Origin of the sequence: Scopulibacillus daqui, assembly GCF_016908855.1 — a bacterium.
In the GTDB taxonomy this organism is placed as follows: Bacteria; Bacillota; Bacilli; order Bacillales; family Sporolactobacillaceae; genus Scopulibacillus_A; species Scopulibacillus_A daqui.
The window spans coordinates 24252-38200 of record NZ_JAFBER010000009.1; the positions used below are offsets into that span (position 1 = coordinate 24252).

The 13949-nt window shown below is 37.2% G+C and carries 13 protein-coding genes; 4 read left to right on the plus strand and 9 right to left on the minus strand.

The genetic code is table 11. The annotated features are described in order from the left end of the window. Window positions 1–84: 84 nt before the first annotated feature. Entirely contained in the window at window positions 85–231 is a 147-nt protein-coding gene (locus tag JOD45_RS08265) for a hypothetical protein (RefSeq protein WP_205003424.1), read from the minus strand. Between the two features lie 62 nt (window positions 232–293). Then, entirely contained in the window at window positions 294–1157 is an 864-nt protein-coding gene (locus JOD45_RS08270; protein WP_205003425.1) for a polysaccharide deacetylase family protein, read from the minus strand. 299 nt (window positions 1158–1456) lie between these two features. Between JOD45_RS08270 and pepT the strand changes: the two genes are divergently transcribed. Next, a complete protein-coding gene (gene pepT, locus JOD45_RS08275) occupies window positions 1457–2689 on the plus strand; it encodes a peptidase T (RefSeq protein ID WP_205003426.1) in 1233 nt (410 codons plus the stop codon). Between the two features lie 130 nt (window positions 2690–2819). Here the strand turns inward: pepT and rlmN are convergent, their stop codons facing one another. The 6 genes from rlmN to JOD45_RS08305 form a co-directional block, all read right to left on the minus strand. After that, entirely contained in the window at window positions 2820–3887 is a 1068-nt protein-coding gene (rlmN, locus tag JOD45_RS08280; protein WP_205003427.1) for a dual-specificity RNA methyltransferase RlmN, read from the minus strand. Window positions 3888–4129: 242 nt separating this feature from the next. Beyond that, window positions 4130–4798 carry an ATP-binding cassette domain-containing protein gene (locus JOD45_RS08285; protein ID WP_205003428.1) on the minus strand — a complete coding sequence of 223 codons (669 nt, stop codon included), beginning with the start codon at window positions 4796–4798 and terminating at the stop codon, window positions 4130–4132. A gap of 1489 nt (window positions 4799–6287) precedes the next feature. Beyond that, a complete protein-coding gene (locus JOD45_RS08290; protein WP_205003429.1) occupies window positions 6288–7085 on the minus strand; it encodes an ABC transporter permease in 798 nt (265 codons plus the stop codon). A gap of 13 nt (window positions 7086–7098) precedes the next feature. Next, the gene (locus tag JOD45_RS08295) at window positions 7099–7449 is read right to left on the minus strand and encodes a hypothetical protein (RefSeq protein ID WP_205003430.1); all 351 of its coding nucleotides are present in this window, start codon (window positions 7447–7449) and stop codon (window positions 7099–7101) included. 556 nt (window positions 7450–8005) lie between these two features. After that, window positions 8006–8500: a PaaI family thioesterase gene (locus JOD45_RS08300; protein ID WP_205003431.1), complete on the minus strand. Its 495-nt coding sequence runs from the start codon at window positions 8498–8500 to the stop codon at window positions 8006–8008. A 190-nt stretch (window positions 8501–8690) separates the two neighbouring features. Further along, window positions 8691–10031, minus strand: a complete 1341-nt coding sequence (locus JOD45_RS08305; RefSeq protein WP_380896908.1) for a C1 family peptidase — start codon at window positions 10029–10031, stop codon at window positions 8691–8693. A gap of 155 nt (window positions 10032–10186) precedes the next feature. On the opposite strand from JOD45_RS08305, the gene JOD45_RS08310 reads away from it, so the two are divergent. From JOD45_RS08310 to JOD45_RS08315, 3 genes are all read left to right on the plus strand, one after another. Continuing rightward, window positions 10187–11134, plus strand: a complete 948-nt coding sequence (locus tag JOD45_RS08310) for an aldo/keto reductase (protein ID WP_239549163.1) — start codon at window positions 10187–10189, stop codon at window positions 11132–11134. Between the two features lie 131 nt (window positions 11135–11265). After that, complete coding sequence (locus JOD45_RS16955; protein WP_380896911.1) at window positions 11266–11421, plus strand: putative holin-like toxin; 156 nt, start codon at window positions 11266–11268, stop codon at window positions 11419–11421. A gap of 388 nt (window positions 11422–11809) precedes the next feature. Further along, window positions 11810–11959: a hypothetical protein gene (locus JOD45_RS08315; protein ID WP_205003432.1), complete on the plus strand. Its 150-nt coding sequence runs from the start codon at window positions 11810–11812 to the stop codon at window positions 11957–11959. Here the strand turns inward: JOD45_RS08315 and htpG are convergent. Then, a complete protein-coding gene (htpG, locus tag JOD45_RS08320; RefSeq protein ID WP_205003433.1) occupies window positions 11928–13805 on the minus strand; it encodes a molecular chaperone HtpG in 1878 nt (625 codons plus the stop codon). The genes JOD45_RS08315 and htpG overlap by 32 nt on opposite strands. Window positions 13806–13949 lie beyond the last annotated feature (144 nt).

A 13949-nucleotide genomic window follows, 5' to 3' on the forward strand; every position in this document is an offset into this window, starting at 1 on the left:
TTTTACTTGAAAATAACGGGAATATATTTAGAAATATATAAAAAAATATGCCTCAAAATAATCTTGAGACATATTTATTATATATTATTCGTTATTTTCATTAATATATTCGTTAGGCCGGCCTTTCCCTTTGGAATTATGATTCTTAAATTGACTGAGGCGCCCATTTCTATGTTCGCCGGTGTGTCCTCTCGATTTAAATTGATGATCAAATTGTTCTTTATTAGCCATATCATAGCTCCTCCCTTATCACCGATTAAAATTAGTATTTGAGATTCGGCGCTTTTTATGCATTATCCATTGGCCCGATCAACGATTGCTCCAAAGCCCTTCACTGACATGCCAGGAGAAATTCTAATACGATGCAATGCAAACATCCCTTGATCACGCGACGCGCCGCCGGGTTCTGTCGTAACAGCCATCTTATAGCCCGTTTCTTTGGCTAATCTCAGTGTTTCATCGTTATAGCGGCCGACAGGATAGCTTAGCATTATCGTATTTTGGCCAAACATTTTATCGCAGAGCGCTTTTGATTCTGACATTTCGTGCCGCTGTTGTTCCGGCGTTAAGGTATTTAGCTCCAGGTGGCTTATCGTATGGCTCTCAATGGAAATGCCGTTCCGATTCATTTCTTTCATTTGCTCTCTTGTCAGATGGTTCTTTTTGTCAATGGACCTGCCAATCATAAAAATGGTCGCTTTCATGCCGTATTTCTTTAAAATAGGATAAGCTTCCGTGTAATTATCAGAATATCCGTCATCAAAAGTAATTAATACCGTTTTTTGACGAGGCTTTTTGTCTTGAGTTAAAACAGCGTAGGCCTCTTCGGGCGACAGCGTGTAATAGCCATTGTCCTTAAGCCATTTCATTTCCGCACGGAATTCTTCTTTAGGCACACGCAAACTGTTTCCCTTAGAGATGCTGTGGTACATCAGAATAGGAATATGCGCCGGCTTTTTCACGCTGATCCATCCTTTTGTGTCAACAGTATGCGGACTTTTTAGCGACTCACTTTTCGCTCCTTTAACAGCCTGATTTTTTTGCTCAATCTTTTTTACGCTTTCTTTTTTCTGGCTGCCATGAGAATCTGCCCCAAACGAACAGCCGGACAGAACCGTTAATACAAGCACTAATAAAACAACGATCTTTTTTTTCATTGCGTTCTCCCGTATTAGTTTTTATTTTTAATAAAGCTGAAACTCAGATTATATGATTCGATCCGATAGCGGAACATCCTGCTAAAATCACTTGAATAACTAGCCACCAAATGATGAGGCTGTTTTCTCGATCACAGTCCCGCTTCTTTTTAAGAAAGTTTCTTTTTATGTTTGCCCCTCATATGCCTTTTTAATCTCTATTTACTCTTTTCAGGATTGCCGAGCGGCAAGTTTTCTTTTATGCCGCACATCTTTTTACATGATAATATAAACATATAACGCCTAAAGGAGATGAGGATATGAAGGAAGAAATCATCAAAAGATTCACTTCATATGTAAAGGTTGACACACAATCTAATGAAGAAAGCGAATCATGCCCGTCTACACCTGGACAATTGACGCTTGCCAATATGCTCGTTGATGAGTTAAAAGAAATTGGATTAGAAGAAGTAACTATTGATGAAAACGGATACGTAATGGCAACATTGCCTTCTAACACTAATAAGCAGGTGCCGACAATCGGATTTTTGGCTCATTTGGATACAGCCACAGATTTTACAGGCGCTAACGTCAATCCGCAAATTGTAGATCATTATGATGGCAGTGATATTGTATTGAATAAAGATTTACATATCGTTCTGTCGCCGAAACAGTTTCCTGAATTAACTAATTATAAAGGACAAACGTTAATTACGACAGACGGGACGACACTTCTCGGCGCAGATGATAAAGCCGGCATTGCTGAAATCATGACGGCAATGGCTTATTTGGTTAAACATCCGGAAATCAAACATGGAAAAATTAGAGTTGCCTTTACGCCTGATGAAGAAATTGGCAAAGGCCCTTATAAGTTTGATGTCAAAGCTTTCAATGCTGATTATGCTTATACAATGGACGGCGGGCCGATTGGCGAACTTGAGTATGAGAACTTTAATGCCGCAGCAGCCAAACTGACATTTAAAGGAAACAGTGTTCATCCAGGGACAGCAAAAGGAAAAATGGTTAATGCGGCTAAAATCGCCATGGCATTTCACAATAAGCTTCCTGCCGATGAAGCCCCTGAACTTACAGAGGGCTATGAAGGTTTCTATCACTTGGTTTCAATCAGCGGCGATGTTGAAGAAACAAAAATGAACTACATTATTAGGGATTTTGACAGAGATCAATTTAACGCACGAAAAGAAACGATGGAAAAAATCGCTGAAGAACTTAGGGAAACCTATGGAAAAGACAGCATTATTTTAGACATAAAAGACCAATATTACAACATGAAAGAAAAAATTGAACCGGTAAAAGAAATCGTTGATATTGCTTATCAAGCAATGGAAAACCTCGATATTAAACCTCATATTGCGCCTATTCGCGGCGGTACGGATGGTGCACAGATTTCGTACATGGGGCTTCCTACTCCGAACATTTTTGCCGGAGGGGAAAATTTCCACGGCAAGTTCGAATATGTTTCAGCAGAATCGATGGTCAAAGCAACAGAAGTGATCATTGAAATTGCAAAACTCTTCGAACAGCGAGCTTAAGCATCATCCTTGCCGATACAAGCTAACCTTTTTCAAAAGTAAGAATGCCTAAACTTGCAAATTATGTTGTTAAATTGATAAAGACCTATAAAAAGATTCATTCGATCTTTTTATAGGTCCTTAATCTTAACTAAATGGCTCTAGCCTTTTTAATTTGTTTACTTCTTAACTGTCCGCAGGCTGCATCAATATCTGTGCCTTGTTCCTGGCGAACGCCGCAGTTGATGCCGTGTTTCTTCAATATATCATAAAACGCCTGCACGGATTCTTGATCACTTCGTTGATACTGATTATGTTCATCAACAGGATTATACGGGATAAGGTTCACGTAAGAAAGGTGACGTTTATCCTTTAGAAGCTTGACAAGCTGCGCCGCTTCTTCCTTATGATCATTAACGTCTTTCAGCAAAATATATTCAAACGTGACTCTCCGGTTGGTTTTTTCTAAATAATAATCGACAGCTTTCATTAATTTGTCTATAGGGAAAGCGCGGTTGATTTTCATGATTCGTGTCCTGAGCTCATCATTTGGCGCATGCAATGAAATCGCTAAGTTCACCTGCAGATTAATATCCGCAAATTCATAAATTTTGTGCGCAAGACCGCTCGTTGACACCGTAATATGTCTTGCACCAATCGCCAGACCTTTTTGGTGATTGATAATACGCAGGAAGTCGACCGTGTTCTCAAAGTTATCAAAAGGCTCACCGATTCCCATCACAACAACGTGGCTGATCCTTTCGCCTTGACCTGCTTCATCCAGATGGCGCTGAACATACATTATCTGTTCCACAATTTCTCCGCTGGATAAGTCACGGTTTTTCTTTAATAAACCGCTGGCGCAAAAAGTACAGCCGATGTTGCAGCCGACTTGCGTTGTTACACAAACGGATAAGCCGTAATGATGCCTCATCAGCACCGTTTCAATTAGATTGCCGTCCTTTAATTTAAACAGAAATTTTGTCGTGCCATCCGACGATTTTTGTTTTATTTTTTGCTGCAACGTGTGCATGTCGAAGTGATCTTCTAATAATTGAATGCACGCTTTGTTCACATTTTTCATCTCAGAAAAATGTGAGACCCGCTTTTTATACAGCCAATCCCAGACTTGCTGGGCTCGGAACTTCTTTTGTCCATGTTCTTCAAGCCACGATGTTAATTGATCTATTGTCAATCCATAAATGGATGATTTGCTCATTGGTTACCCTCTTTTCAAATCTTTACAATCATTACTATAGTACTGAAAATTTCATGATGCTGCAACCAATGGTTCTATTAAAAATAGACATCTTATTCCAATTATATTCCCTGAAATGTCCAATCAGTTATTTTTGAAAGAATGGGCAAATCTGTTTTTTGAGCGATAGCTCCCGTTCTTCCGTACCGATACTAGGCTTCACCATCAATCATTCATCACCATTAATAGATTGGTATCATAGCTTATTTTGTATTCTCTCTGCGGCTTAAAGTTTCCTCTTTAAATACTTTTCCTGATTCAACACGATAGATTTCATCACTTATCCGCTCCAAGAATAATTTATCATGACTCGAAACAAGAATTAATTTATCTTTCGTTTTATAGCTTTTTAAATAGTTTTCCAAATCTTTGATGGCTTTTTCATCTAAGGCATTCGTTGGTTCATCCAAAATCAGTATATCAGGAGATTCCATAATCGCTTGGGCAATCGCAAGTCTCTGCTTCATTCCTAAAGAATATTTTCTATATTTAAGTGCGCTGTTTTTATCTAAGCCAACAATCTCTAATGCATGATCAATTTCAGCAGAACCTATTTTATTTTTTATTGAAGCAAGTATTTGTAAATTTTTTCCTCCATTGTAAAAAGGCAAAAACTCAGGATTCTCAATCAGAAGACCTAAACTTTCAGGAAAGGAAATATCTTTATGCAGGATTTTATCGTTAACTTTAACCTCTCCTTTATCAGGAATTAACAATCCCGACATCATTCTAAAAAGCATTGACTTTCCGGAACCATTAATGCCTCTAAACCCATAAATATTTCCCGAATACAATTCTAAATTTACATTCGACAGAACCATTTGAGATTTAATTGTCTTACTTGCATCGCTAATCATAAGTGAAGTAAACATCATTCATTCTCCTTGCAAAATTATAAGATATCTTTCTTTTTTACGTATTGTAAGGATAAAATCACCGACAAACTAATAAATAAAAGTGAAATCATAAAAAATGGCGCTTGTTTTAATGTTTGTCCCTTAACCAAATGAATATGATCTGCCATTAAATAGTAGCCTGGCAAGTACATATTTTTATAAAATATAGATATGGAAATCATTGTAAACAAAATGATAAATGCTAAGACCGAGTTGAGGACTAATATGAGGCACCCTTGAAGAATGCTTAATAAAATAAAAACAAAAAGAACCGTAAAAAAAGAATATAAGGTGTCATAAGAATAATTAAATGCGCCCCCCGATAAAAAAACAAAAACATGAATGACTGTTAATAAGAGCAAGACATAGATCCAGCTCAAATTCAAACTAAAAAGGGCTTTGCTTAAAAACCGCTTCGTTCGTGATGAACCCCTTATCATTATTATTGAAGCAGCATTTATTCTTTGTTCGCCGTATAAATAAATGCCATTCATAAACAATAAATAACTAAAAATAAAGGCAAAAGGGAAAGGGAAAACAAAATTCCCTTTCCCCATGGAAGCCTGCCATAAAGTATTGATGCTTATCTTTGTTTGACCTTTCATAACAAGAATATTCAGCAACTCCAAACAAGCGATCGCAAATAACCATATAAACCAATGCCTCTTAAGTTTGCGCCATATATTGCAAATATCATACAGATACATCCTATCACCTGCCCAAAAACTCATACCTATCCACTAGACTGATAAAAATAAAATACAAAACGGCTGTTATTGAAATCAGATAAAAGATATTTATAAATAGATGAAAATAAGGAACAAAAAGAAATGACTTAGGTATAGCCTGGTTTATCAACAAAGAAAACGAAAAAGTACGATCAGAAATATAAATAAACATTAACAAAAAAGCACCAAACCAAACACCGTTTTTACGAAACCATAAATCAAAAATAAGCAATACAAACTTTGAAATAGTTAATAATAAAAACCAGCCTAACAGAAGACAAAGGAAATGCACTAAATGATATAAAGCAATATGATGCATGCTATCAGGCAATTTGACAGCATTCATATAACCTTGGCTTAAAGATAAAGACAGTCTAGGGCTCAATATCATTGTACTGATCAAAGTCACTGCTATAACACATGTGATAAAAATGATGATCTGCAAAAACGATTGTTTCAAAAGAAATAAAGCATAAGATAATCTATGATTGAATCTATAAACAAAGTGATGAGACAAACCAACATTGCCGCTGAAAAAAAGAAATATTCCCAAAGTAATGATGTGTGTAGGCGGCTCCAAAAGATATGAAAAGATATCTAAAATGTTAGGTGTAATACTTTTGCCTTCTATGAATACCGCAGAATTATTATGATAGGTGACAAAGCTGACAAAAAATAAGGCAGCGAAACTTATAAAAAGTCTATTTCGTTCAATTAAAATACTATTAAACAAGAAATTAGATCTTAACATATTTTTTTATTCCTTTATAACTGCCAATGAGTGAAATGATTAACATAACAGCAGGAACCAAAACTAAATGAAACACTGATACATCCGCAATTGGCTGAATTGGATTTGCAAGATACATAGGCGAAAGTTGAGGATATACAATCTCAAAAAATGGCTGAAGTATAAGCAAAATAAAAAAAGGCGCCAAATAAGCGACATAAATATTCTTAACAAATGTAGATATCCAAAGCCCGAAAACAGCTATAGCACCAGCGTAACTAAACATAATCATCAGGTATATAACCATATAGGTGATGCCATGGCTGGGAAAAAGATGATGAAACAGATAAAGATTATCATAAAAAGATTTCTCTAAAACTTTATTTTTAAACATCAAGATGGCAGCACAAAAAGAGATGATAAAAGGAAAAGTAAATAACAATCCCCCGCTAATAAAAGTTACAATAGCTTTTGAAGAAAAATACGTTTTTAAAGAACTGCGATAAACAATAAAGATATGGTAACCCTTACTCTTTTCTTCTAAAAACCTTATTGAATAAGGCATGCAGCTAATAATTGCTATAGTAAAAAACAACAAAGTAGATATACTGGAACCGCTCGTCCCCAGCCAGAAGTATAAAGAAAATCCTAAATGCTCTTTATCGAAACCTTCAATCTTTAAAGGGGCATATACACTGATATATAAATCAACAAAGAATAAAAGTGTTAAAACTAATAAACATAGCCAAAAGTTTTTGGAAGAAAATACGTTTTTAAAGTCCATTCTTAGCAATGAAATAAACATAAAGAGCCTCCTATTAAAACCACAAGCGCATTGTTTTATCCTTTCCCAATCCACCCGCTTTTCTGATAAACGGAATAGTCATGATATTTAGTTCTTGCTTATATCCCTTATGAAAAATAAGATTATACTGGGTATCTGCTGCATTTCCCTTTGCAAAAGCATTTGCAGATACAACACCAATGAGTGCCATTGAAATGCATAATACCAGATAAACACTCCATATATAATAGATATATTTTCCTATATAGTCAATATCATTTTCGGATAAAGTTGTTTTAATTGCTACATAATGGCATGAAAATAAAATTCCCAGGAAATATACGTTTTTAAAATGGCACGTTAAAATTAATCTTACTTTCAGCATTTAAATATAATATGTATAATAATGGTGTAATAACTAAAAAGAGGGCTTCCTCTTGTCCAAAAAACAGCGTTAACTGCTAAAAAATCTTATAATAATATTCATAGGATTAATGTTCATTCTAATCTCATATTATCCGTATCAACCGACTCGTTCTCATACTGAATGGTTGATAGCAGGCATTCTTATCATCAGAATAGCTGGAGACAGTCTATTAATTGGACGATCGAAAAGAGATATATGATCCAAAAGATTTCTTTTAGGAGGCTTCTGGTTTGTTGAAGGCAATCAGAAAATACATGAGTTCACACAAAAAGGTCTCTCACTCTATTAATGGAATGGATTGTATGATTGTTCGTTATAAAATTACCTGATCTATTTATGGATCATTGGCAGGGATTTATCATCTGATGGCCATTGTATCAGAGGATAATTTCAGCTGAACTTGCGATGTGCCCGGCATATCGGCGTCCATGCACGAGCACTTAGATTAAATCACTCTCGTTAGAGACGACCACATAAAAAAAGCAGGACGATACCTGCCTTTTGCAAAAATATATCATTCTGCCGCAGCTTTTTTCGTAAATGTACTTGGCATCACAACAGCAATAACTTCCCCCCGGACAACAAGCGAATCATCAGCAAATACTTTAGTGTCAACTTTCCATTTCTTTGGATGTATTTCATGCACGGTTCCAACCGCTTTTAACTGAACGCCTTGAGGGGTTGGCCTTAGGAAGTCTACTTTCAATGAAGCTGTCACAAAGCGCGGAGGCTCAGAGCCATCTCCCGGTTCATGGCCATTTTTACGGTGCAGGGCCAAGGCTGCCGAACCCGTGCCATGGCAATCGATCAGTGAAGCCATAATGCCGCCGTAGACGAAACCGGGAAGGGCTGTATGTTCTGGCTTCGGTGTATAAATCGTCACCGTCTGTTCCCCTTGCCAACCAGTTCGAAAATGATGGCCGTCTTCATTCATCCGCCCGCAGCCGTAACACCAGGCAAAGTCATCCGGATAATCATCTTGAATAGCTTTTATTGCCCTTTCTTCCATTATTATTTGCCTCCTTTTTTTAGAATAGTATAACACATAAGGGTCAGAAAAGGGCGAATAGTCTTGTTAAATCAGCATCAAAAGAAAATCATTTTTTCAATAAAGGTACCTTTGTCAGCGAAAAACAAGAACTGGCCAGCCTGATTGCCAACCAGTTGCAATGATCCAGCGGTAACTGTTTTGCTCTTCTTTATCTCATCATAGCCAGTGAACCTATTGGATCCCATGGTTTAAGCTGAATAGGTTCTTGATCCCATGCTTTCTTTAGATCTTCTGAAAGGTGCTTTTTATGAACAACCACTTGATAAGTGTACTCATCCATCCATTTGTCACTCATGACAAAGTAGCCTTTGTCTCCTGCCTTTTCACCCCAGCTGTTCTCTACTTTCCATCTGTTTGGATTTCCGTCTACCAAATTTACGCCTGTAAGCACCATCGCATGGGTCAAGCAGCTTTCCAGATAGTCCAACCTTTCTCCTTTTGTCATTTGAAACGGCATACCGAAAGCCTTCTCATAATCATAGAGTTCCGTGTCCATTATACCGTGATCCCTATTGGATAATTTGCCGACATCGCACCCGAACCAGACAGTTTCATTATCTTTGATTTGTCTGATGGCCAGCTGCTTCAGCGTTTCCATATCAACATTCAAATATTTGATCCTATTGCCTCCGATGACATTGCCGAGGTATTGGACTGTATAAGTTTTTCCATAAGGTTTATCCTTCGTCGGCGCGTTAATAATACTTACATACTCATCCAGATTTAAACCGACATATTTTTTATAAAATTCATGAGGCGTTATCCCCTGATCTCTATGAAACACGTTGTCTTTATCTCTGTATTCAAAATCAAACGTTTTTGGCGGTTCACCTAAACAAAAGGCAAGGATTTTATAGATTTCAGACAGCATATCATCTTTTGCTTGGTCCAATTCTCCCCTTGATTTCCCTTCATCGTGCAGATTTCTTAATTTAATCGCATCTTCTCTGAGTTTAGCATTCAAAACAGCATTGAGTTTCCTAGAATTGCTGCTTTGGAAAGTTTCCGGCATAACCTGCTTAGGAACGATACCATATTTTTCGATAAGGGATGTCAGCATATCCCACTGCCCGCCGTCTTGCTGCGGCGTTGACAAAAGCCAAGCGACTAACCTGCTGTCTAATGGCTGATCCGCCGTTTCAAGCACACTTTCAAGGAAAAAATTAGCTTTCTCGAATTTATCCCAGAAATTTGTATAGTTTTGCGACAACTCAAAGTCATTAAGTTTAAAAACATGGTTCATTTTATGGCGGAATGTATTTAGTGCGGCGAACATCCAGCATCTGCCGCTCTGTTTTTGATTAGTCACTTTTCCGGTTTGGATCTCTTCGGAGAACACTTGGATCATCGTACTCGTTACCTCACTATTTACGGTCGCTGCGTCAATGCCATTTTTCATTATTGCGTTTCTAATGACTTGATGCTGTTCTTGTCCATTTAGCTGATCTGAGTATTTTCCAGCCATTACCGCCGATATCTCTTTCGCCACGTGAGTCCCTCCCATTGGTTTATAACTGCTATTGTATTCCTATTTTCAATTGTGGGCAAAAATTACGAATATTTATTATCGTGATTTTTTTACTATTCGAATGATTTCAATAATCATTTAATCCTTGTTATGATAATAATAAGTTTGAAAAGGAGATGATTGATAAAGTGGTTGAAAAAAACCGGCTTGGCAGAACAGATTTATACGTGACGCCAATTGGACTTGGTGCAAATGCTGTCGGCGGCCATAACCTTTTTCCGAACCTCAGTGATGAAACAGGAAGGGAAATCGTGCGTACCGCTTTACAGAATGGCATTAACTTTTTAGATACGGCCTTTATCTATGGCCCCGAGCGTTCAGAAGAATTGGTCGGTCAAGTTGTCAAGGAAAGCGGAAGCCGAAGCGATGTGGTGATAGCTACAAAAGGAGCGCATCAATTCGTCAATGGTGAAGTTTCCATTGATAATTCCCCTTCTTTTTTAAGAGAAGCTGTCGAGGGCAGTTTAAAACGGCTGAAAACCGATTATATCGATTTATTTTATATTCACTATCCTGATGAAAAAACGCCAAAGGACGAAGCTATTGGTGTCCTGAAAGAAATGAAAGACGAAGGTAAAATTAGGGCCATCGGCGTGTCAAACTTTTCTATCGATCAATTAAAAGAGGCAAACAAAGACGGCTATGTCGATGTGGTACAATCTGAATATAATCTGTTAAGACGCGGTGCGGAAAAAGACCTGCTGCCGTATGCAGCTGAAAACCGCATATCATTTATCCCTTATTTTCCGCTTGCATCAGGGCTCTTAAGCGGAAAATACACAAAGGACTCAACATTTACTGACAGGCGCAAGGATAAACCGCTATTTCAAGGAGAAACATACCTCCGCAGCATAGAAAAAGTCGAGCAAATACGAACAATGGCTGATGAAAAAAATACAGCGGCTGCAAATATAGTGCTCGCATGGTATTTAACACGGGAGGCCATAGATGCCGTCATCCCTGGGGCCAAGCGGCCGGAACAAGTTGCCGGTAACATAAAAACATTAGATGTTAAGTTGACAGATGAAGAAATTGAAAGGATTGACCAGATATTTCAGGCTTAAAAAAACGGGGACGGAGAAGGCCGGTTATCACTAAGTTCTAAAATTGCTTTCACTGGCGCAATAAAAATTTTAATAATCTATATTTTTCAAACTTATGTGCTATAATAGTAAGAACAATAGATCGACTTCGCATGAGGGGTTGGGCACACTGTAACCTTCTGACGTGTCTCTTGATTGGAGATTTCCAAGGAAGGGAGGTGTTGCCTCTGGATATTTATCAAACGTTAACGCTTATGATTTCGTTTGGAGCGCTGATAGCGGCGATAATGTCCAGTAAAAATAAATAATCCCCTCATGTGCTTGCCGGCGAATGGGGGATTATTATTCCTCAGTATAGCCTAGCCCACCTTGATGGGGTTCGGTCTATTGTATGCCAACAGTGTTCGCGCGCTGTTGGCTTTATTTATTTTATTCAATATTTCATATTCTATGTTTATTATATCACACTAATATTGTTTGTACATACCTGGCGCTTTTCCGCTTTTCATTTTTCAGTCCAAGCTTTTGTTTCTCAGTCCAGATCCCAAATGATGCCTTTTGTATTATTTCTAATGATGCTTAACAAGGATAGTTCAGAATCAAGCAGGACGGCTTGCTCGTTATTTGAAGAAATCGCTTAAAGATTTAAAAAAGGTTTATCGCCATATAATGACAATAAACCTCTTCAAAATAATTATGTCAAATGAAAAGCAATATGCCTATAACGCTGAAGTCCTCGTCAGCCGTACTGAACGCTTTGTCGTTCAGACCATTTATCTAGGCAGGCAAAATGAAAGACATTCCGAACCCTTCATCACACCATTACTTTACAAATATCGTTCGTAAACTCAACCGGGTCGCTGATTGGCAGGCCTTCAATCAGAAGCGCTTGATTGTACAAGAGATTTGTATATAATTTAACCTTTTCTTTATCTTGTTCAAATGCCGTTTTTAACGATTGGAACACTTCATGGTTAACATTCACTTCTAATATTTTATCCGCTTTAATATTTTGGTTATTTGGCATCGCATTGAGCACTTTTTCCATTTCAATCGAAACATCGCCGCCAGCTGTTAAACAAACAGGGTGCGTTTTTAACCGTTTTGATGCTTTAACATCCTTAACTTTCCCGGACAATACGTCTTTCATATAGGCGAAGAGATCTTTATTTTCCTTTTCAACAGACTCCGTTTGCTTTTCTTTTTCTTCATCAATGCCAAGATCCCCGCTTGATACCGATTTGAATTCTTTATCTTTATAGGACATCAGCATTTTAATCGCAAATTCGTCGACATCATCAGTGAAATATAAAATTTCATAGCCTTTCTCGGCAACAAGTTCAGTTTGCGGCAGCTTTTCAATTTTTTCATTCGTTTCCCCAGTCGCATAATAAATATACTTTTGATCTTCAGCCATTCTTGACACATATTCATCCAGAGTGACAAGTTTCTTCTCTTTAGATGAATAGAACATGAGCAAATTCTTCAATACGTCCTTGTCTTGTCCAAAGTTATTATAAACGCCGAATTTTAACTGTCTGCCAAATGATTCATAGAAAGTTTCATATTTTTCTCTATCGTTCTTTATGAGGTTTTCTAATTCTTTTTTAATCTTATTTTTAATATTTTTAGCGATTAACTTTAACTGTCTGTCTTGTTGAAGCATTTCTCTTGAGATATTAAGAGACAAGTCTTCCGAATCAACCATGCCTTTGACAAAGCTGAAATAATCAGGCAGCAAATCCGGGCATTTTTCCATAATTAAAACACCGTTAGAATAAAGCTCTAAACCCTTTTCAAATTCTTTCGTATAATAATCAAACGGCATTTTCTCCGGAATAAATAAAATCGCGTTATATCTTATTGTACCGTCGGCCTTAATGTGGACATGTTTGATCGGCTTGTCAAAACCGTAATGCTTCTCTTGATAAAAATTCTCATAGTCTTCATCAGTCAGTTCATTTTTATTTTTTCTCCAAATTGGAACCATGCTGTTAATGGTCTTTTCCTCTTTATATTCTTCGTACTCTGTTTCGCTGCCTTCTTTCAGCCTGCTTTGTGTAACTTCCATCTTGATTGGGTAGCGAATAAAGTCTGAGTGCTTCTTGATAATGGCTTTTAAGCGGTATTCTTCGAGATACTCATCATACTTCTCGTCTTCTGTATTTTCTTTTATTTTCAGAATAATTTCTGTACCGACTGTATCTTTTTCACACGGTTCTATCGTGTAACCGTCGGCACCCTTAGATTTCCATTTATACGCTTCATCGCTGCCTAAAGCCTTCGTGATGACCGTAATCTCATCGCTTACCATGAAAGCTGAATAAAATCCGACCCCGAATTGTCCGATAATATCATGACCGTCTTTAATTTCATTTTCATTTTTAAATGCTAAAGAACCGCTTTTGGCAATTGTTCCAAGGTTATTTTCAAGCTCTTCCCTTGTCATGCCAATCCCGGTATCTATAATTTTCAATGTGCGATTTTCTTTATCAGGTTCTATTTTTATATAGTAGCTGTCTTTGTCAAAAGTTAATGCATCATCGGTTAACGCTTTATAATAGATTTTGTCAATCGCATCGCTGGCATTGGAAATCAGCTCGCGCAAAAATATTTCGCGATTTGAATAAATAGAGTTAATCATCATATCCAGCAAGCGTTTGGACTCAGCTTTAAACTGTATTTTTTCCATTTATATTTCCCCTTTCATAAAATAGTTCTAGTCCTATTTTATAACAATCCCTGCACATTAGCACTCTAAACACTTGAGTGCTAAACACTTTTTAAATAACATACGTTTTCTTTTGTGTCAATAGGATTGGAGACGGCTCCTGCT

Coding starts and splice junctions, on each gene's coding strand:
- JOD45_RS08295 (WP_205003430.1), bottom strand. CDS start 7,449: ATGCTGAAAGTAAGATTAATTTTAACGTGCCATTTTAAAAACGTATAT.
- rlmN (WP_205003427.1), bottom strand. CDS start 3,887: ATGAGCAAATCATCCATTTATGGATTGACAATAGATCAATTAACATCG.
- pepT (WP_205003426.1), top strand. CDS start 1,457: ATGAAGGAAGAAATCATCAAAAGATTCACTTCATATGTAAAGGTTGAC.
- JOD45_RS08270 (WP_205003425.1), bottom strand. CDS start 1,157: ATGAAAAAAAAGATCGTTGTTTTATTAGTGCTTGTATTAACGGTTCTG.
- JOD45_RS08290 (WP_205003429.1), bottom strand. CDS start 7,085: ATGTTTATTTCATTGCTAAGAATGGACTTTAAAAACGTATTTTCTTCC.
- JOD45_RS08310 (WP_239549163.1), top strand. CDS start 10,187: ATGATTGATAAAGTGGTTGAAAAAAACCGGCTTGGCAGAACAGATTTA.
- JOD45_RS08300 (WP_205003431.1), bottom strand. CDS start 8,500: ATGGAAGAAAGGGCAATAAAAGCTATTCAAGATGATTATCCGGATGAC.
- JOD45_RS08285 (WP_205003428.1), bottom strand. CDS start 4,798: ATGTTTACTTCACTTATGATTAGCGATGCAAGTAAGACAATTAAATCT.
- JOD45_RS08265 (WP_205003424.1), bottom strand. CDS start 231: ATGGCTAATAAAGAACAATTTGATCATCAATTTAAATCGAGAGGACAC.
- JOD45_RS08315 (WP_205003432.1), top strand. CDS start 11,810: ATGTCAAATGAAAAGCAATATGCCTATAACGCTGAAGTCCTCGTCAGC.
- htpG (WP_205003433.1), bottom strand. CDS start 13,805: ATGGAAAAAATACAGTTTAAAGCTGAGTCCAAACGCTTGCTGGATATG.
- JOD45_RS16955 (WP_380896911.1), top strand. CDS start 11,266: ATGAGGGGTTGGGCACACTGTAACCTTCTGACGTGTCTCTTGATTGGA.